Origin of the sequence: Pseudomonas kielensis (assembly GCF_030505375.1) — a bacterium.
In the GTDB taxonomy this organism is placed as follows: domain Bacteria; phylum Pseudomonadota; class Gammaproteobacteria; order Pseudomonadales; family Pseudomonadaceae; genus Aquipseudomonas; species Aquipseudomonas kielensis.
Genome location: NZ_CP130043.1, coordinates 2,489,073 through 2,515,746, shown reverse-complemented (window position 1 = coordinate 2,515,746; position 26,674 = coordinate 2,489,073). Strand labels below are relative to the sequence as shown.

25 protein-coding genes and 1 pseudogene are annotated in these 26,674 nt (G+C 61.1%); 8 read left to right on the top strand and 18 right to left on the bottom strand.

The genetic code is table 11. From position 1 onward, the window contains the following. Window positions 1-50: 50 nt before the first annotated feature. A complete protein-coding gene (locus tag Q1W70_RS11640) occupies window positions 51-716 on the bottom strand; it encodes a fumarylacetoacetate hydrolase family protein (protein ID WP_182342787.1) in 666 nt (221 codons plus the stop codon). Between the two features lie 40 nt (window positions 717-756). After that, window positions 757-2,151, bottom strand: coding sequence for an FAD-binding oxidoreductase (locus tag Q1W70_RS11635; protein WP_166592726.1), 1,395 nt, complete (start codon window positions 2,149-2,151; stop codon window positions 757-759). A gap of 210 nt (window positions 2,152-2,361) precedes the next feature. Between Q1W70_RS11635 and serA the strand changes: the two genes are divergently transcribed. Then, a complete protein-coding gene (serA, locus tag Q1W70_RS11630) occupies window positions 2,362-3,591 on the top strand; it encodes a phosphoglycerate dehydrogenase (RefSeq protein ID WP_095164654.1) in 1,230 nt (409 codons plus the stop codon). Between the two features lie 59 nt (window positions 3,592-3,650). Here serA and Q1W70_RS11625 read toward each other — a convergent pair whose 3' ends face one another. Beyond that, window positions 3,651-4,073: a DUF4399 domain-containing protein gene (locus Q1W70_RS11625; RefSeq protein ID WP_166589175.1), complete on the bottom strand. Its 423-nt coding sequence runs from the start codon at window positions 4,071-4,073 to the stop codon at window positions 3,651-3,653. A gap of 132 nt (window positions 4,074-4,205) precedes the next feature. Between Q1W70_RS11625 and Q1W70_RS11620 the strand changes: the two genes are divergently transcribed. Then, window positions 4,206-4,979, top strand: coding sequence for a transporter substrate-binding domain-containing protein (locus Q1W70_RS11620; RefSeq protein WP_166589176.1), 774 nt, complete (start codon window positions 4,206-4,208; stop codon window positions 4,977-4,979). A gap of 76 nt (window positions 4,980-5,055) precedes the next feature. On the opposite strand, the gene Q1W70_RS11615 is transcribed toward Q1W70_RS11620, so the two are convergent. Together Q1W70_RS11615 and Q1W70_RS11610 are read right to left on the bottom strand one after the other, a co-directional pair. Beyond that, entirely contained in the window at window positions 5,056-5,541 is a 486-nt protein-coding gene (locus Q1W70_RS11615) for a 2-thiouracil desulfurase family protein (RefSeq protein ID WP_166589334.1), read from the bottom strand. Between the two features lie 2 nt (window positions 5,542-5,543). Beyond that, a complete protein-coding gene (locus Q1W70_RS11610; RefSeq protein WP_166589177.1) occupies window positions 5,544-6,176 on the bottom strand; it encodes a 2OG-Fe(II) oxygenase in 633 nt (210 codons plus the stop codon). A gap of 132 nt (window positions 6,177-6,308) precedes the next feature. Between Q1W70_RS11610 and Q1W70_RS11605 the strand changes: the two genes are divergently transcribed. Then, on the top strand, window positions 6,309-7,061 hold the full coding sequence (locus Q1W70_RS11605; protein ID WP_182342791.1) for a DUF2059 domain-containing protein: 753 nt from the start codon (window positions 6,309-6,311) through the stop codon (window positions 7,059-7,061). A gap of 22 nt (window positions 7,062-7,083) precedes the next feature. Here Q1W70_RS11605 and bipL read toward each other — a convergent pair whose 3' ends face one another. After that, window positions 7,084-8,031 carry a phospholipase BipL gene (bipL, locus tag Q1W70_RS11600; RefSeq protein WP_166589179.1) on the bottom strand — a complete coding sequence of 316 codons (948 nt, stop codon included), beginning with the start codon at window positions 8,029-8,031 and terminating at the stop codon, window positions 7,084-7,086. 96 nt (window positions 8,032-8,127) lie between these two features. Here bipL and Q1W70_RS11595 point away from each other — a divergent pair, with 96 nt between their 5' ends. After that, a complete protein-coding gene (locus tag Q1W70_RS11595; protein ID WP_166589180.1) occupies window positions 8,128-8,706 on the top strand; it encodes a DUF6436 domain-containing protein in 579 nt (192 codons plus the stop codon). 103 nt (window positions 8,707-8,809) lie between these two features. Next, on the top strand, window positions 8,810-11,209 hold the full coding sequence (locus Q1W70_RS11590; RefSeq protein ID WP_302098835.1) for a penicillin acylase family protein: 2,400 nt from the start codon (window positions 8,810-8,812) through the stop codon (window positions 11,207-11,209). Between the two features lie 122 nt (window positions 11,210-11,331). On the opposite strand, the gene Q1W70_RS11585 is transcribed toward Q1W70_RS11590, so the two are convergent. The 8 genes and pseudogenes from Q1W70_RS11585 to Q1W70_RS27290 all read right to left on the bottom strand — a co-directional run. Further along, window positions 11,332-12,222: an ABC transporter permease subunit gene (locus tag Q1W70_RS11585; RefSeq protein ID WP_166589182.1), complete on the bottom strand. Its 891-nt coding sequence runs from the start codon at window positions 12,220-12,222 to the stop codon at window positions 11,332-11,334. Further along, window positions 12,219-13,100, bottom strand: a complete 882-nt coding sequence (locus Q1W70_RS11580) for an ABC transporter permease subunit (protein ID WP_182344829.1) — start codon at window positions 13,098-13,100, stop codon at window positions 12,219-12,221. Before Q1W70_RS11580 ends, Q1W70_RS11585 begins: the two co-directional genes overlap by 4 nt. A 35-nt stretch (window positions 13,101-13,135) precedes the next feature. Further along, on the bottom strand, window positions 13,136-14,278 hold the full coding sequence (locus Q1W70_RS11575; protein ID WP_095164689.1) for an ABC transporter ATP-binding protein: 1,143 nt from the start codon (window positions 14,276-14,278) through the stop codon (window positions 13,136-13,138). Between the two features lie 74 nt (window positions 14,279-14,352). Then, the gene (locus Q1W70_RS11570; protein ID WP_166589184.1) at window positions 14,353-15,447 is read right to left on the bottom strand and encodes a polyamine ABC transporter substrate-binding protein; all 1,095 of its coding nucleotides are present in this window, start codon (window positions 15,445-15,447) and stop codon (window positions 14,353-14,355) included. A gap of 254 nt (window positions 15,448-15,701) precedes the next feature. Continuing rightward, window positions 15,702-16,814: a polyamine ABC transporter substrate-binding protein gene (locus tag Q1W70_RS11565; protein ID WP_182342795.1), complete on the bottom strand. Its 1,113-nt coding sequence runs from the start codon at window positions 16,812-16,814 to the stop codon at window positions 15,702-15,704. Between the two features lie 168 nt (window positions 16,815-16,982). Further along, window positions 16,983-18,347, bottom strand: coding sequence for an aspartate aminotransferase family protein (locus Q1W70_RS11560; RefSeq protein ID WP_166589186.1), 1,365 nt, complete (start codon window positions 18,345-18,347; stop codon window positions 16,983-16,985). Window positions 18,348-18,402: 55 nt separating this feature from the next. Beyond that, window positions 18,403-19,761, bottom strand: coding sequence for a glutamine synthetase family protein (locus Q1W70_RS11555; RefSeq protein ID WP_095164694.1), 1,359 nt, complete (start codon window positions 19,759-19,761; stop codon window positions 18,403-18,405). Window positions 19,762-19,931: 170 nt separating this feature from the next. Continuing rightward, a pseudogene (locus Q1W70_RS27290) lies at window positions 19,932-20,222 on the bottom strand (gamma-glutamyl-gamma-aminobutyrate hydrolase family protein); the annotation flags it as partial. A 278-nt stretch (window positions 20,223-20,500) separates the two neighbouring features. On the opposite strand from Q1W70_RS27290, the gene Q1W70_RS11550 reads away from it, so the two are divergent. From Q1W70_RS11550 to Q1W70_RS11540, 3 genes are all read left to right on the top strand, one after another. Then, entirely contained in the window at window positions 20,501-21,877 is a 1,377-nt protein-coding gene (locus Q1W70_RS11550) for a glutamine synthetase family protein (RefSeq protein ID WP_071552890.1), read from the top strand. A gap of 235 nt (window positions 21,878-22,112) precedes the next feature. Further along, window positions 22,113-22,838, top strand: a complete 726-nt coding sequence (locus tag Q1W70_RS11545) for a carbonic anhydrase (RefSeq protein ID WP_302098834.1) — start codon at window positions 22,113-22,115, stop codon at window positions 22,836-22,838. A 91-nt stretch (window positions 22,839-22,929) separates the two neighbouring features. Continuing rightward, window positions 22,930-23,568 (top strand): TetR/AcrR family transcriptional regulator, encoded by a 639-nt coding sequence (locus tag Q1W70_RS11540; protein ID WP_166589188.1) that lies wholly within the window; start codon window positions 22,930-22,932, stop codon window positions 23,566-23,568. 98 nt (window positions 23,569-23,666) lie between these two features. On the opposite strand, the gene Q1W70_RS11535 is transcribed toward Q1W70_RS11540, so the two are convergent. The 4 genes from Q1W70_RS11535 to ssuD are packed head-to-tail and all read right to left on the bottom strand — an operon-like array spanning window position 23,667 to window position 26,664. Further along, a complete protein-coding gene (locus tag Q1W70_RS11535; RefSeq protein ID WP_003213899.1) occupies window positions 23,667-23,882 on the bottom strand; it encodes a TOBE domain-containing protein in 216 nt (71 codons plus the stop codon). Window positions 23,883-23,915: 33 nt separating this feature from the next. Further along, entirely contained in the window at window positions 23,916-24,722 is an 807-nt protein-coding gene (gene ssuB / locus Q1W70_RS11530) for an aliphatic sulfonates ABC transporter ATP-binding protein (protein WP_166589189.1), read from the bottom strand. Beyond that, window positions 24,719-25,507 carry an aliphatic sulfonate ABC transporter permease SsuC gene (gene ssuC / locus Q1W70_RS11525; RefSeq protein WP_166589190.1) on the bottom strand — a complete coding sequence of 263 codons (789 nt, stop codon included), beginning with the start codon at window positions 25,505-25,507 and terminating at the stop codon, window positions 24,719-24,721. Before ssuC ends, ssuB begins: the two co-directional genes overlap by 4 nt. Before the next feature lie 8 nt (window positions 25,508-25,515). Further along, a complete protein-coding gene (ssuD, locus tag Q1W70_RS11520) occupies window positions 25,516-26,664 on the bottom strand; it encodes an FMNH2-dependent alkanesulfonate monooxygenase (RefSeq protein ID WP_182342799.1) in 1,149 nt (382 codons plus the stop codon). Window positions 26,665-26,674 lie beyond the last annotated feature (10 nt).

The following is a 26,674-nucleotide window of genomic DNA, read 5'->3' as shown; positions in this document are numbered from 1 at the left end:
GGAGCGAGCTTGCCCGCTCCCACAGGGTCAGTGCTGTGCCGTATCTTGATTCAGCGCACGCTGCTGGCGAAGCTGCCGGCACCCGGCAGTTCCAGGACCAGTTCATCCCCGACATTCAGCGGGCCGACACCCACCGGCGTACCGGTCAGGATCACGTCACCGGCCTGCAGCGAGAAGCAACCAGCCATGTGCTGGATCATCGGCACGATCGGGTTGAGCATGGCGCTGCTGTTGCCATCCTGGCGAACTTCGCCATTGATGGTCAGGCGAATGCCGATGTCGGTCAGGTCGGCAAAGGTGCTGCTGACCACGAACGGCGCCAGCACGCAGGCGCCGTCGAACGACTTGGCGATTTCCCACGGCAGCCCCTTGGCCTTGAGTTCGGCCTGCTTGTCGCGCAGGGTCAGGTCCAGGGCCGGGGCGAACCCGGAGATCGCATCCAGCACTTCTTCACGGCTTGGCTTGGTCGACAAGGGCTTGCCGATCAACACCGCGATCTCCGCCTCGTAATGCACCGAGCCGCGCTCGGTCGGAATCGTAAAACCACCTTCCAGCGGCACCACGCAACTGCCCGGCTTGATGAACAACAACGGCTCGGTCGGTACCGGGTTGTCCAGTTCCTTGGCGTGTTCGGCGTAGTTGCGCCCAATGCACACCACTTTCCCTACCGGGAAATGAATGCGGGTACCGTCGACATACTGGTGCTGATAGCTCATTACCGCCTCCTGCCTTAGGGATTCTTCAGGTGCCGCGCCTTCAAACAGCGAAGATTTTGCCCGGGTTCATGATGCCGTTCGGGTCGAACACCGCCTTCACGGCTTTCATGTATTCGATTTCCACCGGCGAACGGCTGTAGGTCAGGTAATCACGCTTGGTCATGCCCACGCCGTGTTCGGCCGAGATCGAGCCGTTGTACTTCTCGACGGTTTCAAACACCCACTTGTTGACCGTCGCACACTTGGCAAAGAACTCGTCCTTGCTCAGGTTTTCCGGCTTGAGGATGTTCAGGTGCAGGTTGCCGTCGCCGATGTGGCCGAACCAGACGATTTCGAAGTCGGGGTAGTGTTTGCCGACAATCGCGTCGATTTCCTTCAAGAACGCCGGGACTTTCGACACAGTGACCGAAATGTCGTTCTTGTACGGGGTCCAGTGGGAAATGGTCTCGGAGATGTACTCGCGCAGTTTCCACAGGTTTTGCAGTTGGGACTCGCTCTGGCTCATCACGCCATCAAGCACCCAGCCCTCTTCAACGCAGTGTTCGAAGGTTTCCAGGGCGTGGTTGGCCACTTCTTCAGTGGTCGCTTCGAATTCCAGCAGCGCGTAGAACGGGCATTCGGATTCGAACGGCGCTGGCACGTCGCCACGTGCAAGGACCTTGGCCAGGGCCTTGTCGGAGAAAAATTCGAAAGCGGTCAGGTCCAGCTTGCTCTGGAAGGCGTGCAGCACCGGCATGATCGAATCGAAATCGGCGGTGCCGAGGACCATCGCGGTGAGGTTTTTCGGCGCACGGTCCAGGCGCATGGTCGCTTCGACCACAAAACCCAGGGTGCCTTCGGCGCCGATGAACAGCTGGCGCATGTCGTAGCCGGTGGCGTTCTTGATCAGGTCGCGGTTCAACTCCAGCAGGTCGCCCTTGCCGGTGACGACTTTCATGCCCGCCACCCAGTTGCGGGTCATGCCGTAGCGAATGACCTTGATCCCGCCGGCATTGGTGCCGATATTGCCGCCAATCTGGCTGGAACCGGCCGAAGCGAAGTCCACCGGGTAGTACAGGCCCTTTTCTTCAGCCACGTTCTGCAGATGCTCGGTGACCACGCCCGGCTGGCACACCACTGTGCGATCCGTCAGGTTCACATCGAGAATCTGGTTCATGTAGTCGAACGAAACCACCACTTCGCCATTGGCGGCCACTGCAGCAGCCGACAGTCCGGTACGCCCGCCGGACGGCACCAGGGCGACCTTGTGCTGGTTGGCCCAGCGCACGATGGCCTGGACCTGCTCGGTGGTCTTGGGGAACACGATAGCCGTCGGGGCCGGGGCGAAATGCTTGGTCCAATCCTTACCGTAAGCATTCAGGGAGTCGGCGTCGGTCAACACCTTGCCAGGCTCAACCAGGGTCTTCAGCTCATCAATCAGGGCAGGATTGGTCATCGAAAGAACTCTCGAACAATTCATGGTCATCCTGAGAACGCTTCACGTCGCAGGAATGAGTGTTTAGCGGGGTGCGTATGCTAGCATACCGACCCCGCAGGGTAGTGCCCAAAGGCTGTTCTGCGGTGACGGCGTTCCTGCCGTTCGGGTCAGCTCTGGGCTGCTCCCCTCCCTCCCTGCCATTTTTCTCCGGGATACAGGTTTACGCAGATGAGCAAGACTTCTCTCGATAAGAGCAAGATCAAGTTCCTTCTTCTCGAAGGCGTCCACCAATCGGCTGTCGACGTTCTCAAGTCGGCTGGCTACACCAGCATCGAGTACCTCACAGGTTCTCTGCCGGAAGCCCAGTTGAAGGAAAAGATCGCTGATGCGCATTTCATCGGCATTCGCTCCCGCACTCAACTGACCGAAGAGATCTTCGATCACGCGAAGAAGCTGGTCGCCGTCGGCTGTTTCTGCATCGGCACCAACCAGGTGGATTTGAACGCAGCCCGCGAACGCGGCATCGCCGTGTTCAACGCGCCGTACTCCAACACCCGCTCCGTTGCCGAGCTGGTGTTGGCCGAAGCGATCCTGCTGCTGCGCGGCATCCCGGAGAAGAACGCCTCCTGCCACCGTGGCGGCTGGATCAAGAGCGCGGCCAACTCCTTCGAAATCCGGGGCAAGAAGCTGGGTATCGTCGGCTACGGCTCGATCGGCACTCAACTGTCGGTGCTGGCTGAAGGCCTGGGCATGCAAGTTTACTTCTACGACACCGTGACCAAGCTGCCACTGGGTAACGCCACCCAGGTCGGCAACCTGCACGAGCTGTTGGGCATGTCCGACATCGTCACCCTGCACGTTCCGGAAACCGCTGCGACCCAGTGGATGATCGGCGAGAAGGAAATCCGCGCCATCAAGAAGGGCGGCATCCTGATCAACGCCGCACGCGGCACCGTGGTTGAACTGGACCACCTGGCCGCTGCGATCAAGGACAAGCACCTGATTGGCGCTGCCATCGACGTATTCCCGGTGGAGCCACGCTCCAACGACGAAGAGTTCGAAAGCCCGCTGCGTGGCCTGGACAACGTGATCCTGACCCCGCACATCGGCGGCTCCACCGCTGAAGCGCAAGCCAACATCGGCCTGGAAGTGGCCGAGAAGCTGGTCAAGTACAGCGACAACGGTACGTCGGTGTCCTCGGTCAACTTCCCGGAAGTGGCCCTGCCGGCTCACCCTGGCAAGCACCGCCTGCTGCACATCCACGAGAACATCCCGGGTGTGATGAGCGAGATCAACAAGGTCTTCGCCGAAAACGGCATCAACATTTCCGGTCAGTTCCTGCAGACCAACGAGAAAGTCGGCTACGTCGTGATCGACGTCGACGCCGAGTACTCGGACCTGGCGCAAGAGAAGCTGCAACACATCAACGGCACCATTCGTTGCCGCGTGTTGTTCTAACGCTCAAGTGTCAATAAAAAGGGAGCCCCGCGGGGCTCCCTTTTTTATGCCTGGACGAATTACTTCACCGTCACAGTGATTTTTTCCGAAATGATCGGCGGCTCGAAGGCCATGTGGTTCTTGTCGCCCAACTCCAGCTGCAAGGTGTGCGTGCCAGGCGTCAGGGTCAGCTCGGTTTCGGTCTGGGCCTTGCCGAAATGCACGTGCTGGGCGTCAGCCGGGATCACCTGGCCCGCGGCGATCGGGCCGGTGTCGATCAGCAGGTGGTGATGGCCGGTGTTCTTGGTGGCATCGCCCGCCGGGGCCAACGCCACGCCTTCGATGCCGAACTTGACCTTGAAGGTCTTGTCCACGGTAGCGCCATTTTCCGGGGAGACAATAAACGCCTTGGCGCCAGCAGGGGCGGGGGTTGCAGCGCTGGCCATCATCGAAGCACCGAGCAGCAGGCTGGCCAAAACAGCACGTGACATAAAGGTTTTCATTCTTTTCTCCAGTTTTACGCTTAATCTTTATGAGTGTGACAACTTCGTGGCGATTCGTTGTCGAAGGACCTCAACACCATAGCAAAGCGCGCCGCAGCAGCGCGCCGCACATAACGAATTCAAGGAGTGACCATGCGCTTTTTGCCTGGCCTGATACTGTTGCTGCCCCTTGTGAGCCCATTGGCTCATGCTGAACTGATTGACGATGTAAACGACCGTGGCGAACTGCGCATTGCGCTGGAAGCCAACAGCCCGCCGTTCAACTTCAAGGATGACGGCCGGCTTACCGGCTTTGAAGTCGAGCTTGGCCAACTGCTGGCCAGTGAACTGGATGTACGCGCCGACTTCGTGGTGACCGACTCCACCGACCTGCTGCCAGGCGTCGAGAGTGGCAAATACGACATCGCCATCAATCACATAGCACTGACCCCGGAACTCAAGGATCGTTTCGATTTCAGCGAACCTTACAGCTATTCCAGCGCACAACTGATCGTGCGCCAGGAGGAACAACGTCCACTGAGCTCTCTGCTGGCCCTCAACGGCAAGGCCCTGGGCGTGGCGCAAGGCAGTCAGTTCGTCGACCAGGCCCGCAGCGTCGAAGGCATCAACCTGCACAGCTACCCCGACGCGCAGCAGCCCCTCAAGGACGTGGCCGACAAACAACTCGACGCCGCCATCAGCGATCGCCTGCTGATCCCCTATGCCATCCGCGACAGCCGCCTGCCGGTGAAAGAAGGCGCCAAGGTCGGTCCGACCCTGAGCCTGGCGATTCCGTTCCAGAAGGGCAACCCGGCCTTCCAGGCCAGCCTCGACCAGGCCCTGCAACGGATCAAGAAAGATGGACGCCTGATGGCGCTGTCGGAAAAGTGGTTCGGCATGGACGCGAGCCAGCCGCCAAAACCGTAGTCGTCGAGGGGCCCTTGTGGGAGCGAGCAGACGGAGCGCCGCCCGGCGCGCTCCCACAGCGGATCTGCACAGCCCGTCAGATAAGGCTAGCCAGTGCCGCCGCGGCTTCAGCCAGTTGCAGTTCGCTGAACACCTGCACCCCATGTCGGGTCAGCAGGGCTGCGGTGACGCCTTCGCCGCTGACCTTGACCCCGCTGAAGGTCCCGTCATACGTCAGCAGATTGCCGCAGGACGGGCTGTTCGCCTTGAGCACAGCGATCCGGATGGCGTGCTGCTGCACCAGCGCCAGGGCCTGCTGTGCACCTGACAGAAATTCGGCGCTGACATCCTCGCCCTCGGTGGTAATCACCCGGGCGTGACCGTCCAGTACCTGCGTCCCCTGCCCACCGGGAATCTCCGCTGCCGCCCGGGGCGTGGGCAGGCCGCCGGCCACTTCCGGACACAGGGCGACCACCCGCCCTTCGGCAATCCACTGCTGCAATTGATCGAACGGCCCGCTGGCACCACCGTCGTAACGTACGCGGTGGCCGAGCAGGCAACGGCTGACCAGGATTTTCTGCATCATCAGAACAACTCGTTACCGCGCCGACGAAACCAGCCCGTCAATGACAGGCGCTCGCGGGTCGCGGGTAGGACTTCGTGGGGCACTTCGCCCGACAGGAATACCACCAGGCAACCGCCGATGGGTACCACATCGTGCTCCACGTCTTCCGCAAGGTACATGCGCAACTGACCGCCATGCTCCGGCAGCCAGTCGTCGTTGAGGTAGATCACCGCCGAGACCATGCGCCGGTCGTCGTCGCGAAAGCGGTCGACATGCTTGAGGTAGAACGCCCCGGGCGGGTACAGCGCAAAATGGCTTTCGAAATCCTCAAGACCCAGGTACAGGCCCCGGTTCATGGCTTCGCGCAGGCTGTCCATCAAGCCAAGGTACAGGTCGCACGCCTCGACCTGGCCCGGCTCCAGCCACTGGATGTGATCGCCGCGAATGCCCTCGCGGATCTCTGAAAACGGCCCGCGCCCGACGGCCGCAGGTGCCAATTCACCCTCGGCCGCACGTTTACGGCACTCAGCCGCCAGTGCTCGGGTCAGAACCTGAGGCAGGAAAATCGGCTGTTGCGACCAGCCGCGCACAGCGAGATCGTCCACGATACGTAACAGCAGCGGGTCATCGGAGGGTATTTGCATGGCGCGCATAGTATTCCTGCGCCAGCAAATCCGACAGCACCACATAGCGGAGGATCGTCGGATAAGCTGATGAACATGATACGAATTCTCGACAACCTGTGTCTGGCCCCGGAGAATAGTCGCCTGCCGACAGGAGTCCTTATGCGCCGTTTGCTTTTTTCACTGTTGATGCTCTGCACTTTTCCCTCCTGGGCAGACGGCCACGACCAGTTGTACAAGGTCGCCGGCTGGCCCGACCAGCGCGCGCATTTTAGCGATGCCCTCAACGCCGCCCAGCAACGCTACCAAAGCAGCTTGCCGCCGGCGGTGTTCCAGGCGCTGGTCAATAACAGCAATCAGCGATTTGCGCCGCAGGCCATGGATCGCCGGGCCGAAGCGCAATTGCGCAAGAACCTCGCCGACCCCAAGCCGGCACTGGGGTTTTTCCAGTCGCCGCTGGGCCGCAAGATCATTGCCGCCGAACTGCTGGCGACCCGGCGCGACCAGTTGGCGAAGAACGCCAAGGGCCTGCCGAAAATCGAAGCCAGCGACACCCGTCAGTTGATCATTGGCCATCTGGCCCAGGCACTGCCGGCCCGTGAAGCCGGTGCCGAAGTCAGCCTGGCGATCGCCGGTGTGGCGGCGGACAGCCTGAGTCAGATGATTCCCGGCCTGCTCGGCGGTGGTCAGGCCCAGAGCATGTTGAACGGCCAGCGCCAGCGGCTGATGGAACAGATTGGCAGCGACCTGAACAACACCCTGCTGTATGTCTATCGCGACCTGTCGGACGCGGAACTGGAAGAGTTCGCCAACTTTGCCGAATCGGCCGAAGGCCAGGCGTACTACCAGGCAGCACTGGCCGCGATCCGCGCGGGCCTGGCCGTAGGCCAAAGCACTTCGAACCTGAATCAGTAACAGTCAGCGCTGCCAGGGGGTGTTACGGATTACGCCCCTTGATCCGCTTGGTCAAAAAGCCGAAATACTCCTGGCGCAATGCCTGGGTTTCATTGGCCAGATGATGCCGAGCCTCGGGCAGCTTCAACACCTGGGGCCGGTCGAACTTGCCCGCCAGCACTTCAAGGTTGTGCTGCCAATCCACCGTCATGTCCGCCTGGCCCTGAATGATCAGCGGTCGCCGGTCGCTGCGCGGGGCCGCTTCGATACGCTTGATCCAGCGGGCCAGCGCGCCCACCCAGGCGGTCGGCAGACGCAGCGGTTGCAACGGGTCGGCTTGCAGGAACGGCAGGAACGCCGGGTCGTTGGAGTTTTCACTGAAGCGCCGGGCGATGCCTTTGACGAAAGGCTTGAGCAGGTAGTAACTCAGGTGTGACCAGCCCCAGGCACGCGGCCGCACCAGCGGCGACAGCAGCACCACCTGGCCCTGCGCCGGGCTGTTTTGCCCCTGGTTGAGCACATGATCAATCACGATCGCCCCGCCGGTACTCTGGCCGCACAGGTGCCACGGCTGCGGCAAATCGATGGATTGCGCCTCGACGAACAGCCCCTGCAGGGTGTCCTGGTACTCGGCAAAATCGCGAATGCTCGCGCGCTCACCGCTGGACAGGCCGTGCCCCGGCAGGTCGCAGGCAATCACCGCAAACCCCTGGTCCAGCGCCCACTCGATCACATGCCGATAGAGCCCGGTGTGATCGTAGAAGCCGTGAAACAGAAAGAGCGTCGCCTTGGCCCGCTCGGGCCACCAGAACTGGCTGACCAGCTCATAACCATCGACCTCGAACCGCCCCAGCCCGGTACGCAGGGCACGACCCGCAAAGTCCAGGCCGTAGAACCGCTGATAGGCCCGGCCTTCCTCCGACAACGGCTGCGCGCAGGCCAGGGCTTGCAGGCTGGCGCGCAAATGATCGGCATTGAAGGTGGCAGGCATATCGGGATTCCAGCGCGAAACAGACTTTATGGGCCTGCGATATTCTTCTGTCGCGGCAAGCATGGCAAGCTACGCGACCTTCGAGGAAGCTTTCCCATGCGCCCGCACGCCCGCACGACATTGCTTGCCACCCTGCTCGCCCTGCTATGCGCCGGCGTCCTGTGGGCGGCGTATGACTGGTTCCAGGGACGCTACCTGCGAGCGTTCAGCTCGCACACGGCGGTGTTTTCCGGCGACCCCTTGCGCCTTCCGGAACACCTGGCCGGCCCCGGGGCGATTCGCGTGGTGCACTTCTGGGACCCGGCCTGCCCGTGCAACGTCGGCAATCAGCAGCACCTGGCCGAACTGCTCGAGCACTACGGGCCGCAAGGCGTGCAGTTCTACGCCGTGCAAAAGCCCGGCAGCCAGGGCCAACTGCCCAGCACCTTGAGCAACCTCAAACCCCTCGAACGCCTCCCAGGCTCCGAGCACGTCCCCGCCAGCCCCGCCGTGGCGATCTGGGACCGCGGCGGCAAACTGGCCTACTTCGGCCCCTACAGCGAAGGCCTGACCTGCAACTCCAGTAACAGCTTTATCGAGCCGATCCTCCAGGCCCTGAGCGACGACCGTCCGGTGAATGCCATCAATACCCTGGCGGTGGGCTGCTACTGTCCTTGGGCCAATGAAGCACCCTAGGGCATTCCGGACTTTTCAGGGTACTGGCTGCCCGGTGCATCAGCTCTGTGCTACATGTTGACCGCCCCGACAGGCGGTACCCTGACAAGAACAAGGAGTCACCATGAAACGCGCCCTGAGCTTACTGGCCCTGTTACTCGTGCTGCTGGCCGCCGCAGCCGGCTGGTATGTGTACAGCAAACAACCATCGCGTCAGGGCCAGGTGCAGTTGCAGCACCTGGAGGGTTCAGTGACCGTGCGCTACGACGAACGTGGCATTCCTCACGTGCGTGCCGGCAATGAGATCGACCTGTATCGCGCCCTCGGTTATGTCCAGGCCCAGGACCGGCTGTTCCAGATGGAAATCATGCGGCGCCTGTCCCGGGGTGAACTGGCCGAGGTGCTCGGGCCAAAACTGTTGGATACCGACAAACTGTTCCGCAGCCTGCGCATTCGCGAGCGCGCCGAGAGTTATGTGGCCGCACTGGATAAGGAGTCGGCGGCGTGGAAGGCCCTACAGGCCTATCTGGACGGGATCAACCAGTATCAGGACACACACGCTGCGCCCATTGAGTTCGACGTGCTGGGCATCGCCAAGCGGCCGTTCACCGCCCAGGACACCGTCAGTGTCGCCGGCTACATGGCCTACAGCTTTGCCGCGGCCTTTCGCACCGAGCCCCTGCTGACCTACGTGCGCGATCAGTTGGGCAATGACTACCTGAACATCTTCGACCTCGACTGGCAGCCCAAAGGCGTGCTGGCCCAGCAACACAGCAGCGCGCCGGTCCTGAGCAAAGCCGACTGGCAAGACCTCAACGCCATTGCCCGTCTCAGCCAGCAGGCGCTGGCCGAGCACGGCCTGCCGCAATTGGAGGGCAGCAATGCCTGGGTGGTTGCCGGCAGTCGCACCAAGAGCGGCAAGCCCTTGTTGGCCGGCGACCCGCACATTCGGTTCTCGACGCCTTCGGTGTGGTACGAGGCGCAACTGTCGGCCCCCGGCTTCGAACTCTACGGACACTATCAGGCGCTGGTGCCGTTTGCCTTCCTTGGCCACAACCTGGACTTCGGCTGGAGCCTGACGATGTTCCAGAACGACGACCTCGACCTGATCGCCGAGAAGGTCAACCCGGACAACGCCAACCAGGTCTGGTACCACGGCAAGTGGGTCGATCTGATCAACAGCGAGCACCAGATTGCCGTCAAGGGCCAGGCCCCCGTGACCCTGACACTGCGCCAATCGCCCCACGGCCCGATCATCAACGATGTCCTGGGCGCCAGCGCCGGCAAGACCCCCATCGCGATGTGGTGGGCGTTCCTCGATACCCAGAACCCGATCCTCGAAGGTTTTTACCAACTCAACCGCGCCGACACCCTGGCCAAGGCCCGGGCCGCATCCGCCAAGGTCCAGGCCCCGGGGTTGAACATCGTCTGGGCCAACGCCAAGGGGGATATCGGCTGGTGGGCGGCCGCGCAATTGCCCAAGCGTCCGGCGGGGGTCAAGCCGGGCTTCATCCTCGACGGCAGCAGCAATCAGGCGGACAAGGACGGCTTCTACCCCTTCAGCGCCAACCCGCAGGAAGAGAACCCGGCCCGCGGCTACATCGTCTCCGCCAACTTCCAGCCGCTGTCACCGACCGGCCTGGAGATTCCCGGTTACTACAACCTGGCCGACCGCGGTCAGCAGCTCAACCTGCAATTGAGCGACAAGAACTTCAAGTGGGACCTGGACAACACCCAGGCACTGCAACTGGGCACCACGACCGGGTACGGTCAACGCCTGCTGGCACCGCTGCTGCCGGTATTGCGCGAGGTGGTCAGCGACCCGCAGGAACGGCAATGGCTGGATCAACTGAGCGCCTGGAAAGGCGATTACCCGCTGGAATCCACCAGCGCCACGCTGTTCAACCAGTTCCTGTTCAACCTGGCCGATGGGGCCCTGCACGATGAGCTGGGCGACAGCTTTTTCGACACCCTGCTCTCGACCCGGGTGATCGATGCCGCCCTGCCCCGACTGGCTGCCAACCCCGACTCAGTGTGGTGGGACAACCGCGACACCCTGGGCAAGGAATCCCGCGCCGACGTGGTCAAGGCCGCGTGGCACGCCAGCATCGCCCACCTGAAAACCACCCTCGGCGCAGACGCCACGCAATGGCAGTGGGGCAAGGCCCACACCCTCACCCACGGCCATCCGCTGGGCACGCAAAAACCCTTGGAGCGCATTTTTAACGTCGGTCCGTTCGAAGCCCCGGGCAGTCACGAAGTGCCGAACAACCTGTCGGCGAAAATCGGCCCGGCACCCTGGCCCGTGACCTATGGCCCGTCGACCCGGCGCATCATCGACTTCGCCGACCCGGCCCACGGCCTGACCATCAACCCGATCGGCCAGAGCGGCGTGCCTTTCGATGCGCACTATCAAGACCAGGCCGAGGCGTACATCGAGGGTGTCTACCACCAGGCGCATTTCAGCGAGGAAGAAGTGAGCGCCAATACGCGCAGCACCTTGAAGTTGCTGCCGGCCCACTGACGGCAACGGCGACACAGGTCGCGGTGATTTGCGTTATTCGCGAGCGCACCGCAAGCGGGCGCTTGCGGTGACAGGGGGTAGCGTTGAGGGTTGACCGCAGGAATGCGGTCAACCCGTTCGACTTACGTCGCTCCCGGCGCCTGGGCCCGGCGTACGTCGGGCTGTTTCCAGGAGTCGGCAGCACTTTCCTCGATGGCCTGCTGGATCGCCCGCTTGCGGTTTTCTTCGGCGCGTCGGCTGAAGAACCAGACCATGAAGGTAACGATCGACACGGCCAACAGGATCAAGCTGGCCACGGCGTTGATCTCGGGTTTGACCCCCAGGCGCACCGCCGAGAACACTTCCATCGGCAGGGTGGTGGAGCCCGGGCCCGAGACGAAGCTGGCCAGTACCAGGTCATCCAGCGACAGGGCGAACGACATCATGCCGCCCGCTGCCAGCGAAGGCGCAATCATCGGGATAGTGATCAGGAAGAACACCTTCCACGGCCGCGCACCCAGGTCCATGGCCGCCTCTTCGATGGACAGGTCCAGCTCACGCAAGCGTGCCGATACCACCACCGCCACATAGGCGGCACAGAAGGTGGTGTGGGCGATCCAGATGGTGACGATGCCCCGCTCCTGCGGCCAGCCGATCATCTGCGCCATAGCCACGAACAGCAGCAACAGCGACAGACCGGTGATCACTTCCGGCATCACCAACGGCGCGGTGACCAGGCCGCCGAACAGCGTGCGGCCCTTGAAGTGGGTGATCCGGGTCAGCACGAACGCGGCCAGTGTGCCCAGGGCAACGGCTGCGACCGCGGTGTAGCAAGCGATTTCCAGCGAGCGCACCACCGAGCCCATCAGTTGGCTGTTGTCCAGCAGGCCGACGTACCACTTGATCGACCAGCCGCCCCACACCGTCACCAGTTTCGAGGCGTTGAACGAGTAGATCACCAGGATCAGCATCGGCAGGTAGATGAACAACAGACCCACTACCAGCATCAGGCTGGAGAAACGGAAGCGCTTCATTCTTTACCCTCCATTTCCTTGGCCTGACTGCGGTTGAACAGGATGATCGGCACAATCAGGATCGCCAGCATCACCACCGCCAGGGCGGAAGCCACCGGCCAGTCACGGTTGTTGAAGAACTCTTGCCACAGCACTTTACCGATCATCAGGGTTTCCGGACCGCCCAGCAGTTCCGGGATCACGAACTCACCCACCACCGGGATGAACACCAGCATGCAGCCGGCGATGATGCCGTTCTTGGACAGCGGGATGGTGATCTTCCAGAAGCTGTTGAAGGTGCTCGAACCCAGGTCGGACGCGGCCTCCAGCAGGCTGGTGTCGTGTTTGACCAGGTTGGCGTAGAGCGGCAGGATCATGAACGGCAGGTAGGAATAGACCACGCCGATGTACACCGCCAGGTTGGTGTTGAGGATCTGCAGCGGCTCATCGATGAAGCCCATGCTCATCAGGAAACCGTTGAGCAGGCCGTTGTTGCTGAGGATGCCCATCCACGCATACACGCGGATCAGGATTGCGGTCCAGGTCGGCATCATGATCAGCAGTACCAGTACGGTCTGCATTTCCTTGCGCGCACTGGCGATGGCGTAGGCCATCGGGTAGCCGATCAACAGGCACAAAATGGTGCTGATCAGCGCCATCTTCAACGAGCCGAGGTAAGCGGCAATGTACAGCTCGTCCTCGCTGAGCATCACGTAGTTGCCCAGGTTGAGCAGCAACTGCAGCTTCTGCTCGACGAAGCTGTAGATCTCGGTGTACGGCGGAATGGCCACGTCTGCTTCGGCGAAGCTGATCTTCAATACGATGAAGAACGGCAGCATGAAGAACAGGAACAGCCACAGGAAAGGAACGCCGATGACCAACTGGCGGCCACCGGGAATTATTCGACTGAGTCGACGCTTGAGTTTTCGCATGTTCATGAGCGCAGTACCACGCCGCTGTCGTCTTCCCACCAGACGTAGACCTGGTCACCCCAGGTCGGACGCTGGCCCCGGCGCTCGGCGTTGGCCACGAACGATTGCACCAGCTTGCCGCTCGGCAATTCGACGTAGAACACCGAGTGGCCGCCCAGGTAGGCAATGTCATGGACCTTGCCGCTCGACCAGTTGTGCTCGCAGGTCGGCATATCGGCGGTGACCAGCAGTTTTTCCGGGCGAATCGCGTAGGTCACCGACTTGTCTTGCACCGAGGTGCTGATGCCGTGGCCGACGTAGATGTTGCGGTCCAGGTCCTTGCAGGTGATCAGTGCATGGCCCTCGGCGTCGTCCACCACTTCACCTTCGAAGATGTTGACGTTGCCGATGAATTCGCAGACCAGGCGGCTGGTCGGGGTTTCGTAGATGTCGATCGGACTGCCGATCTGGGCAATCCAGCCCAGGTGCATGATCGCGATGCGCTCGGCCATGGTCATGGCCTCTTCCTGGTCGTGGGTCACCATGACGCAGGTCACCCCGACGCGCTCGATGATTTCCACCAGCTCCAGCTGCATCTGTGAACGCAGTTTTTTGTCGAGGGCGCCCATCGGTTCGTCGAGCAGCAACAGCTTCGGCCGCTTGGCCAGGGAGCGGGCCAGGGCGACACGCTGGCGCTGGCCACCGGAGAGCTGGTGCGGCTTGCGCTTGGCATACTGGCTCATCTGCACCAGCTTGAGCATCTCGGCCACCCGGGCGTCGACTTCAGCCGCCGGGATCTTGTCCTGCTTGAGGCCGAAGGCGATGTTCTGCGCCACGGTCATGTGCGGGAACAGCGCGTAGGACTGGAACATCATGTTGATCGGCCGCTCGTACGGCGGCATGTCGGTGATGTCCACGCCGTCGAGGAAAATCCGCCCCTCGGTCGGTCGCTCGAAACCGGCGAGCATACGCAACAAGGTCGATTTGCCCGAACCCGAACCGCCGAGCAAGGCGAAGATTTCGCCCTTCTTGATTTCCAGGGACACATCGTCCACGGCAATCGTCTCGTCGAACTTCTTCGTGACCCGGTCGATTTTGACCAGCACCTGTTTAGGTGTCTGATCGCCCTCGAGGGCTTTCTTATAGGCGCCGGAGGCAACTGCCATTTACGAAACTCCCAACAAAAAGAGTGCAGTTCGCCCAACACGGGCGAAACCTTGGATAGGTTGAGCCTTTGTCACTATTTACCCGACTTGACCTTGGTCCAGCTGCGGGTCATCAAACGTTGAATGTTCGGTGGTAGCTCGATCGACACGTAGGTCTTGTCGAGGACCGCCTGGGGTGGATACACCGACTCGTCTTCGCGGATCGACTGTTCCATCAACGTGTCCGACCCCGGGTTCGGGTTGGCGTAGCCCACGTAATCGCTGACCTGGGCGATCACCTCAGGCTTGAGCAGGTAGTTGATGAAGGCATGGGCCTCTTTGGCATTGGACGAATCCTTGGGAATCGCCAGCATGTCGAACCACAGGGCGCCGCCCTCTTTCGGGATCGAGTAGGCAATGTTCACGCCTTTGCCGGCTTCCGCTGCCCGGGCCTTGGCCTGGAACATATCGCCGGAGAACCCGATGGCCACGCAGATGTCGCCGTTGGCCAGGTCCGCGATGTATTTGGAGGAGTGGAAGTACGTCACGAAAGGCCGCACCGCGAGCAACTTGGCTTCGGCTTTCTTGTAATCGGCAGGGTTGGTGCTGTTGGCATCCAGGCCCATGTAGTTGAGGACGGTGGGCATCATTTCATCGGCGGAATCAAGGAACGCGACGCCGCAGCTCTGCAGTTTCTTGATGTTTTCCGGCTCGAACACCGCCGCCCAGGAATCGATCTTGTCGACCCCCAGTACCGCCTTGACCTTGTCGACGTTGTAACCAATGCCGTTGGTGCCCCACAGGTACGGCACGGCGTACAGGTTGCCCGGGTCGTTCTGTTCCAGGCGCTTGAGCAGCACCGGGTCGAGGTTGGCGTAGTTGGGCAGTTGCGACTTGTCGAGCTTCTGGAAGGCCCCAGCCTTGATCTGCTTGCCCAGGAAGTGGTTCGACGGCACGACCACGTCATAACCGGTGCGCCCGGCCAGCAACTTGCCTTCCAGGGTTTCGTTGGAATCAAACACGTCATACACCGGCTTGATGCCCGTGGCTTTTTCGAAATCCGCCAGGGTTGATTCGCCGATGTAGTCCGACCAGTTATAAATATGCACGGTGGAGGCGGCTTGCACACTGACCGCAAGTGTCAGGCCGGCGCCAACTAGCATGGCTTTACGAAACAAAGAAATAGGCAATTGGAGGTCCTCTGAAATAGTTGGGCCCAAGTTGCCCAGCGTTACATGACAGCCATGGCTGCCTGGCAACAAAACCGGCGCGCAACTTACCCTCGATAAACCGATCCAGCAAACTTTAAAAAGATCCTGGTAGGAGCGAGCTTGCTCGCGATGGTCGACAACGATAACGCGGGGTGCCTGGCACTGCGCGGCGTTGCGATTTTTTTCGCGAGCAGACCGCAAGCGGGCACCCGCTCCTACAAGGGTTCTACTTGTTATTTACCCGATTTGATCTTGGTCCAGCTGCGGGTCATGATCCGCTGGGTCGCGGCCGGCAAATCGGCAATCGCGTACAGCTTGGCCAGCACGTCCGCCGGTGGGTAAACACCCGGGTCACTGGTGATGTCTTTATCGACCAGAGGGGTTGCAGCGGCGTTACCGTTCGGGAAGCGTACGGCGTTGGTAATCTCGGCCATGATTTCCGGCTTCTGCAGGAAGGTCATGAACTTGTAGGCGCCTTCGACGTTCTCGGCATCTTTAGGGATGGCGACCATGTCGTAGAAGCTGCCCGCACCTTCTTTGGGAATGTTGTAGCTGACCTTGACCTTGTCACCGGCTTCACTGGCGCGGGTCTTGGCCTGGTAGATGTCGCCCGAGTAACCGATAGCCACGCAGATGTTGCCGTTGGCCAGGTCGGAGATGTACTTGGAGGAGTGGAAGTAGCCGATCGAAGGACGCACTTTCAGGAACAGCGCTTCAGCTTCGGCCAGTTGTTTTTTATCCTGGCTGTCGGTTGGATAGCCCAGGTAGTGCAGTGCCACCGGAATCATCTCGGTTGGCGAATCCAGGACGCTGATTCCGCATGCCTTGAGCTTGGCGGCGTTTTCCGGCTTGAAGATCAAGTCCCAGGAGTTGGTCGGTGCGTCGTCACCCAGTGCGGCCTTGACCTTCTCGGCGTTAAAACCGATACCGATCGAGCCCCACATGTAAGGGAAGGCGTGCTCGTTACCCGGGTCGCTGACCGAAACGGCCTTGAGCAGGTCGGTATTGAGGTTTTTCCAGTTCGGCAGCTTGGACTTGTCCAGCTTCTGGTAGACACCGGCCTTGATCTGCTTGGCCAGGAAGTTGTTCGACGGCACAACGATGTCGTAGCCGGACTTGCCGGCCAGCAACTTGGCTTCCAGGGTTTCGTTACTGTCGAAGACGTCGTAGACGACCTTGATGCCTGACTCCTCCTCGAACTTCTTGACGGTGTCCGGCGCGATGTAGTCGGACCAGTTGTAGACGTGCAGTACTTTGTCATCTGCCTGAACCGCGCCCGCCATCACGCCCATCAGGGACATGGCAAGAAGTGTCTTGCCTGCGAGCTTTTTACCGAGTGCCTTCATGCGTAATGCTCCAAATTTTTCTTTTTTGAACCACCTGTTCCGCGCCGAACCCTGGCGTCTGGAACTGTGGCTAGTCTGGCAACATCCATGGCGGTCTTTCAAGGAAAGGCCAAGCTTTCTGACCGCTCTGAGCGAAAGTTCATACAACTCCCGCTCAGAGCCTAGCACTTAGCCCTGCAATGCACTCAGGGTCAGGTCCAGACACTTGCGTGCCTTGGCCACCAACTCATCGATTTCTGCCGGTGTGATCACCAGCGGCGGAGCGATGATCATGGTGTCGCCCACTGCGCGCATGATCAGCCCGTTGTCGAAGCAGAACTGCCGGCAGATCATGCCCACACCCTTGCCTTCGTAACGTTTGCGCGTGGCCTTGTCCTGAACCAGTTCGATTGCCCCCAACAGCCCCACTCCGCGAACTTCGCCCACCAGAGGGTGATCGTTCAGTTCACGTAGACGCTTTTGCAAATACGGTGCCGTTTCTGTGTGGACGCGCTCAATAATTTTTTCGTCGCGCATGATGCGGATGTTTTCCAGGGCCACTGCCGCTGCCACCGGGTGACCGGAGTAGGTAAAGCCGTGGTTGAAATCGCCGCCCTCGTTGAGCACCTCGACCACGCTGTCGCGCACGATCAGGCCGCCCATCGGGATGTAGCCGGAGGTCAGGCCCTTGGCGATGGTCATCATGTCTGGCTTGAGGTCGTAGTAATCGCTGCCGAACCACTCACCGGTACGGCCGAAACCACAGATCACCTCGTCGGCGACGAACAGGATGTCGTACTTGGCGAGGATTTCCTTGATGCGCGGCCAGTAGCTTTCTGGCGGCACGATCACGCCGCCGGCACCCTGGATCGGCTCGGCGATAAAGGCGCCGACGTTGTCGACACCGATTTCGAGAATCTTTTCTTCCAACTGGTTGGCGGCCCAGACCCCGAACTCTTCCGGGGTCATGTCGCCACCTTCACCGAACCAGTAAGGCTGCGCAATGTGCACGATCCCCGGGATCGGCAAGTCGCCCTGTTCGTGCATATAGGTCATGCCGCCCAGGCTGGCGCCGGCCACGGTCGAACCGTGGTAGCCGTTTTTGCGGCTGATGATGACTTTCTTGTTCGGCTGGCCCTTGATCGCCCAGTAGTGGCGGACCATTCGCAGCATGGTGTCGTTGCCTTCGGAGCCGGAACCGGTGAAGAACACGTGGTTCATGCCTTGCGGGGCGATGTCGGCAATCGCCTTGGCCAGCTCCAGCACCGGAGGGTGGGCGGTCTGGAAGAACAGGTTGTAGTACGGCAGCTCGCGCATCTGTTTGCTGGCGGCGTCCGCCAGCTCATCGCGACCGTAGCCGATGGCCACACACCACAGGCCGGCCATGCCGTCGAGGATCTTGTTGCCTTCGCTGTCCCACAGGTAAACGCCCTTGGCGCTGGTGATGATGCGCGGGCCTTTTTCCTTGAGCTGCTTGAAGTCACTGAACGGCGCCAGGTGGTGCTCGTTGCTCAGGCTTTGCCATTCACGGGTTTGCGGGTTGTTGCTGCTCATAAAGCGCTCCTTCCTAGTGAGGTAAGAGTGCGGCTGGTGGGCCGCACCCGGCGTGTCAGACGGCGAATAGCAGGAATTCCCGTTCCCACGAACTGATCACGCGCTTGAAGTTTTCATGCTCGGCCCGCTTGACCGCGACGTAGCCAGTGATGAAGTTGTGACCCAGGTATTTCTCGATGGTCTTGCTGTTTTCCATGCGCTCCAGGGCGTCCTCGATGGTCAGCGGCAGACGCAGGTTGCGTCGCTCATAACCACGTCCAACCACCGGTGCGCTTGGGTTGAGGCCTTCAACCATGCCGATGTAGCCGCACAACAGGCTGGCGGCAATCGCCAGGTACGGGTTGGCATCGGCGCCCGGCAGGCGGTTTTCCACCCGACGGTTCTGTGGCCCCGCGTCCGGAACCCGCAGGCCCACGGTGCGGTTCTCTTCGCCCCACTCCACGTTGACCGGTGCCGAGGTGTCCGGCAGGAAGCGGCGGAACGAGTTGACGTTGGGGGCGAACAGCGGCAGCAGCTCAGGGATGAACTTCTGCAGGCCACCAATGTGATTGAGGAACAGTTGGCTCATGGTCCCGTCTTCATTGGAGAAGACGTTCTTGCCAGTCTCGATGTCGATGATGCTCTGGTGCAGGTGCATGGCGCTGCCCGGCTCGCCCGTCATCGGCTTGGCCATGAACGTCGCCGCCACGTCGTGCTTGAGCGCGGCTTCGCGCATGGTGCGCTTGAACACCAGGATCTGGTCGGCCAGGGACAGTGCGTCACCGTGACGGAAGTTGATTTCCATCTGCGCCGTGCCGTCCTCGTGGATCAGCGTGTCCAGGTCCAGCTCCTGCAGCTCGCACCAGTCGTAGACGTCTTCAAACAGCGGATCGAATTCGTTGGCCGCTTCAATGGAGAACGACTGGCGACCGATTTCCGGACGCCCGGAACGGCCGATCGGCGGTTGCAGCGGATAGTCCGGGTCGTCGCTGCGCTTGGTCAGGTAAAACTCCATCTCCGGCGCCACGATGGGCTGCCAGCCCTTGTCGGCATAGAGCTTGAGGACCTTCTTGAGCACGTTGCGCGGCGACAGCTCGATCGGGTTGCCCTGCTTGTCGTAGGTGTCGTGGATCACCTGGGCGGTCGGCTCGATGGCCCAGGGCACCAGGAACACAGCGTTCTGGTCGGGGCGGCAGATCATGTCGATGTCGGCCGGGTCGAGCAGCTCGTAATAGATGTCGTCTTCGACATAGTCGCCCGTCACTGTTTGCAGCAGCACACTCTCGGGCAGGCGCATGCCTTTTTCGGCAATGAACTTGTTGGTCGGCGAAATCTTGCCGCGGGTGATCCCGGTCAAGTCGGCGATCATGCATTCGACTTCTGTGATCTTGTGGTCTTTCAACCAATCGGTGAGCTGGTCGAGGTTGTTACTCATAAATGCCTCTGGGCTGAGTGTCCTGACGTCATTAAGAGTCAGGCGATATGTGACGCATCCGCGTCGCGTTGTCGTGTCTGGGCCATGGCCAGGCCATGTGGGCTAGAGCTTACCTGCCATTGGGGCCGGGTTTGCACACTTGCAGCAAAAGCCGTGCGTGCAGGAACCGCAACGACAGCGCGAATCAATGGGCAGGGAATGGCAACGCGTGCAGAATCATGAGCAGTTCCCGGTGTATTTGCAGGACCGCTATAGTGAACAGGATCTATAGTGAAAGAAGTGCCACGACTAAAGAGAAAGGCATCCGCAACGTCCAGAATATCGGACGGGGAACGCTGCTCCGGGAGCGCCGACAGGCCCTTGGCCACCGCGCGGACGGACGTGTCGCCACTGATGTGGCAAGCATGCAGACCGATCTGCCTGGAGCAGGTGGTCACGCCGATTGACGGCAGGCGAGACATGAAGCACCCCGGTATTATTGCTGTTATGGGTTTGATTCGAGCTTAGCCTTGTTCATTTTTTTACACAACACCCCCGTAAAAAATACAACACGGCCCGCTCAAGCCTGCGGGCGGCAACGAAGGGAAAGGGATTAAAACGCCCCAAAGTGCCTCAAAAATGCCCTGCGAGCGCTTTTTTAGGGCAAAAAAGGCCTCGCTTGACTTCGGCATGCCGTTCGGGTTGACTGGAATCTGAAAAGATCAATGATTGATATTTTTAACAACAAAGGTGTTGCATCATGTCGGTACCCCCGCGTGCCGTTCAGCTTAACGAAGCGAACGCGTTCCTTAAGGAACATCCTGAGGTTCTGTACGTTGACCTTCTGATTGCGGATATGAATGGTGTGGTGCGCGGCAAGCGCATCGAACGCACCAGTCTCCACAAGGTTTACGAGAAAGGCATCAACCTGCCGGCCTCTCTATTTGCTCTGGATATCAATGGTTCAACGGTGGAAAGCACCGGCCTGGGCCTGGACATCGGCGATGCTGACCGAATCTGCTATCCAATCCCCGACACCCTGTGCAATGAGCCTTGGCAAAAGCGCCCGACCGCGCAACTGCTGATGACCATGCACGAACTTGAAGGTGAACCTTTCTTCGCCGACCCGCGCGAAGTCCTGCGACAAGTCGTGACCAAGTTCGACGAACTGGGCCTGACCATCTGCGCCGCATTCGAGCTGGAGTTCTACCTGATCGACCAGGAGAACGTGAATGGCCGGCCACAACCGCCACGCTCGCCGATCTCCGGCAAACGCCCGCACTCGACACAGGTCTACCTGATCGACGACCTCGACGAATACGTCGACTGCCTCCAGGACATCCTGGAAGGTGCGAAGGAGCAAGGCATCCCGGCTGACGCCATCGTCAAGGAAAGTGCGCCGGCGCAGTTCGAAGTGAACCTGCACCACGTTGCCGACCCGATCAAGGCCTGCGACTACGCGGTACTGCTCAAGCGTCTGATCAAGAACATCGCCTACGACCATGAGATGGACACCACCTTCATGGCCAAGCCTTACCCAGGCCAGGCGGGGAATGGTCTGCACGTCCACATCTCGATCCTTGATAAAGACGGCAAGAATATTTTTGCCAGTGAGGATCCCGAGCAGAACGCCGCACTGCGTCACGCGATCGGCGGTGTGCTCGAGACCCTACCGGCGCAGATGGCTTTCCTCTGCCCGAACGTCAACTCCTACCGTCGTTTCGGCGCACAGTTCTACGTGCCGAACTCGCCGTGCTGGGGCCTGGACAACCGCACTGTGGCGATTCGCGTGCCGACCGGTTCCTCCGATGCCGTGCGCATCGAACACCGTGTGGCCGGCGCCGATGCCAACCCGTACCTGCTGATGGCTTCGGTCCTGGCAGGCGTGCACCACGGCCTGGTCAACAAGATCGAGCCTGGCGCACCGGTGGAAGGCAACAGCTACGAGCAGAACGAGCAGAGCCTGCCGAACAACCTGCGTGACGCCTTGCGCGAGTTGGACGACAGCGAAGTCATGGCCAAGTACATCGATCCGAAATACATCGATATCTTCGTGGCCTGTAAAGAGAGCGAGCTGGAGGAGTTCGAACACTCCATCTCCGACCTCGAGTACAACTGGTACCTGCACACCGTGTAAGCGGCTGCAGTAAAACAAACGCCGCCAGCCTTGCAGCTGGCGGCGTTTTTTTGTGCCCGTCATCCATGGCTTGGTCTTACAGCCACAATCCATGGATAAACCCTACAAAACCGTCAGACATGGATTACATCGATTACCTACACGCAAGTTCACACTTCAGGCCCCCGGAATTGACCGGTTTCCTACCTGACTGCTGAGAACAACAAGCATGACAAAACTGCTACCCGGCACAGCCATGACCCTGATCGCCGCCGGTTTGTGTACCACCGCCTGGGCCAACACCGCCGACACCGTGCAATGGGGCTACACCGCACCCTCAGGCCCGGAAAGCTGGAGCGAACTGAAGAGCGAATACAGGCTCTGCACCTCGGGCAAAGAACAGTCGCCCATCGATATTCATGACACGGTGCAGGCTGGAGTCGAGCCCCCAACCTTCACCTATCGCCCAAGCACAGCCACCGTGCTCAACAACGGTCATACGATCCAGGTATCGCCGCAGGAGCCAGGTGGTATCACCCTGGCCTCCGGTGCCTATTCGCTCGTGCAAATGCACTTCCATACACCCAGCGAGGAAAAAATCCAGGGCCGCTCCTATCCTCTGAATGCGCATCTGGTTCATCGCAACACCGCAGGTGAACTGGCCGTTGTGGCCCTGTTGTTTGAAGAGGGCGCACATAACCCGACGCTGGAGCCGATCCTGACAGCCATGCCAAAAAGCGCGGGTGGCACGGCGACCCTGGACACACTGAACATTGCCGATTTATTGCCCGCCACACACAACACCTATTCCTACCTGGGTTCTCTGACAACCCCGCCCTGTACTGAAGGCGTGCGCTGGCATGTGCTGACGACTGCGGTGCAAATCTCCCGGGTGCAACTGGAAGCTTTCCAGGCGCTGTATCCGATGAACGCACGTCCGGTCCAACCCTTGAACGGTCGGAGTGTGCAAGTCGACGGCTAAACTTCCCTGGCGGCCAGGCGGCGCAGTGGGCCCGTACAGACAAGGCGCGAGTCGCCTCGTACAATGCCCGCTGCCTTTGCAGGAGACTTCAATGACCCGGCCCGCCACTCTTCGTAAACCCCGTGCCCGCAGCCAGGCGCGAATCGATTCGATACTCGATGCCGCCCGTACACTGCTGGCTGCCGAGGGCGTAGCCAGTTTGTCGATCTACAGTGTCGCCGAGCGCGCGCAAATCCCACCCTCCTCCGTCTACCATTTCTTCGCCAGCGTCCCGAGCCTGCTCGAAGCACTGACGGCCGATGTCCACGCCGCGTTCCGCGCCTGCCTGCAAGCGCCTATCGACCATGACACCCTCACCGGCTGGCGAGACCTGTCGCGGCTGGTGGAGCAACGCATGCTGCAGATCTACAGCGAAGACGCCGCCGCCCGCCAGTTGATCCTGGCCCAGCACGGGCTCACCGAGGTCACCCAGGCCGACCGCCAGCACGACCTCGAACTGGGCGACCTGATGCACACCCTCTTCAACCAGCACTTTGAACTGCCGGCGCTGCCCAGCGACGTCGACGTGTTTGCCCTGGCCATGGAGCTGGGCGATCGGGTTTATGCGCGTTCGGTACAGCAGCATGGGCAGATCACCCCGCGTATGGCGGAGGAAGGGATGCGGGTGTTTGATGCGTACCTGGGGTTGTATCTGCCGCCCTATCTGCCTAAACGCAACCACCCGGCCTGAATCCGGACTCGCGATGGCGACCCACCCGCAACCCCAAAAAAACCCATAAAAAACCCCCGAAGGGCTCACACCCTTCGGGGTTGTTCGTCGTGCATGGCTTACAACTTGGCGATCGAGACCTCGGTGGACTTCACGAAGGCGATCACTTCGCTGCCAATCACCAGCTCCAGCTCCTTGACCGAGCGGGTGGTGATCACCGAGGTGACGATGCCGGAAGCGGTTTGCACGTCGATTTCCGACAGCACATCGCCTTCGACGATTTCCTTGATGGTGCCTTTGAACTGGTTGCGAACGTTGATGGCTTTGATAGTCATGAGGGTGATTCCTGTCGTGGGAAGAACGATGAGTTATTGAGCCCAGCGCAATTGCGTGGGCAAGGGTGAAACAGGTTCCGGCTCGGGCGGTACACCCGGCAGGGCCAACACGCGGTTGAGCACTTCGGTTTCCAGCGCTGCCAGCCGATGGGAACCGCGGACCCGAGGGCGCGGTAACTCGACGTGCAGGTCCAGGCCAATCTCGCCCTCTTCGATCAGCAGCACCCGGTCGGCAATCGCCACCGCTTCGCTGACATCGTGGGTCACCAGCAGCACGGTAAAACCATGCTGCTGCCACAGGCGCTCAATCAGTTGCTGCATTTCAATCCGGGTCAGGGCGTCCAGGGCGCCGAGCGGCTCGTCGAGCAGCAGCAGGCGCGGCTGGTGGATCAGTGCCCGGGCCAGGGCCACCCGTTGTTTCTGCCCGCCGGACAATGCCGCCGGCCATTCATCGGCGCGGTCGGCCAGGCCTACCGCTTCCAGGGCATCCAGGGCCTGCTGGCGCCAGTTGCCCTTGAGGCCGAGGCCCACGTTGTCGATGACCTTTTTCCAGGGCAGCAACCGCGCCTCCTGGAACATCAGCCGGGTGTCTTGCCGTGCTTCGCTGAGGGCTGCCGAGCCCGCCAGCAATTGCCCGTCGGTTGGCTGGTCGAGGCCGGCGAGCAAACGCAGCAAAGTGCTTTTGCCACAGCCACTGCGACCGACCACCGCGACGAACTGGCCGGCTGGAATATGCAGATCGATGTCGCGCAGCACTTGCCGCGCACCAAAGGTCTTTTGCAGCTTGCGCACGGCCAGGGGAATCCCACGCAGCAGGCGCGGCGGTTGTTGAGCCGTCATGCGCCACCTCCCTTGGCCACTTGATAGGCCGGGTGCCAGCGCAGCCACACCCGCTCCAGGCCTCGGGCCGCGAGGTCGGCCAACTTGCCGAGCACCGCATAGAGCACAATCGCCAGCACCACCACGTCGGTCTGCAGGAACTCCCGGGCGTTCATTGCCAGGTAGCCGATACCTGAGCTGGCCGAGATGGTTTCGGCCACGATCAGCGTCAACCACATGAAGCCCAGGGCAAAACGTACCCCCACCAGAATCGACGGCAGCGCACCCGGCAGGATCACCTGGCGGAACAGGCTGAAACCGCTCAAGCCATAACTGCGCGCCATTTCCACCAGGGCCGGGTCGACGTTACGAATACCGTGGTAGGTGTTGAGGTAGATCGGAAACAACGTGCCCAGGGCCACCAGGAAAATCTTTGCCGACTCGTCGATGCCAAACCACAGGATCACCAGCGGGATCAACGCCAGGTGCGGCACGTTGCGGATCATCTGCACCGAACTGTCGAGCAGGCACTCGCCCCACTTCGACAGGCCGGTGATGAAACCCAGCACCAGGCCGATGCCGCCGCCAATGACAAAACCGACGCCAGCACGCCAGCCGCTGATGGCCAGGTGTTTCCAGATTTCGCCGCTTTGCACCAGGCTCACGCCCGCTTCGATCACCGCGATCGGAGCCGGCAGAATCCGCGTCGACAACCACCCCGCCGACACCGACAACTGCCACACCGCCAGCAACAGCACCGGCAGGGCCCAGGGCGCGAGACTGTGGATAAGGGTTTGCTTCTTCATGGCGCGCCTCAGCTCTGGGACGCGGCTTTGGGAAGAATGTCGTTGGCCACCATTTCACCGAACGGGCTGACGTAGCCGCCCGTTTTCGGCAACTCAGGACGCTCTATGTCGAGGTGCGGGAACAGCAGTTCCGCTACCCGATACGACTCTTCCAGGTGTGGATAACCGGAGAAGATGAAGGTGTCGATGCCCAGGTCCGCGTACTCCTTGACCCGTGCCGCCACCGTCGGGCCATCGCCGACCAGCGCCGTTCCGGCACCGCCACGTACCAGGCCGACACCGGCCCACAGGTTCGGGCTGACTTCCAGATTGTCGCGGCTGCCCCCATGCAGCGCAGCCATGCGTTGCTGGCCCACCGAGTCAAAGCGCGCCAACGACGCCTGGGCCCGGGCGATAGTGTCGTCATCCAGATGGGAAATCAGACGGTCCGCGGCCCGCCAGGCTTCGTCATTGGTCTCGCGCACGATCACGTGCAGACGAATGCCGAAGCGTACGGTACGGCCCAGCTTGGCCGCCTTCTCCCGCACTTGCGCGATTTTCTCGGCGACCGCGGCCGGTGGCTCGCCCCAGGTCAACACCATTTCGACCTGCTCGGCGGCCAGGTCCTGCGCCGCTTCTGAAGAGCCACCGAAGTACAGCGGTGGACGCGGTTGCTGGATGGGTGGATAGAGCAACTTGGCGCCTTTGACGCTGATGTGTTGCCCGTCGTAATCAACGGTTTCGCCTTCCAGCACGCGGCGCCAGATCCGGGTGAACTCCACGGAGGCCTGATAACGCTCTTCGTGGCTGAGGAACAAGCCATCGCCCGCCAACTCTTCCGGGTCACCGCCGGTCACCAGGTTGAACAACGCCCGGCCACCGGACAACCGGTCCAGGGTCGCCGCCTGACGCGCCGCCACCGTCGGGGAAATGATCCCGGGGCGCAGGGCAACCAGGAACTTCAGGCGCTGGGTCACCGGGATCAGCGAGGCTGCCACCAGCCACGAGTCTTCGCAGGAGCGCCCGGTGGGGATCAACACCCCGCCGAACCCCAGGCGGTCCGCCGCCTGGGCGACTTGTTGCAGGTAGCCATGGTCCACGGCGCGCGCGCCTTCGGCAGTGCCAAGGTAATGGCCGTCGCCGTGGGTAGGCAGGAACCAGAAAATATTGAGGCTCATGGAGTGGTCT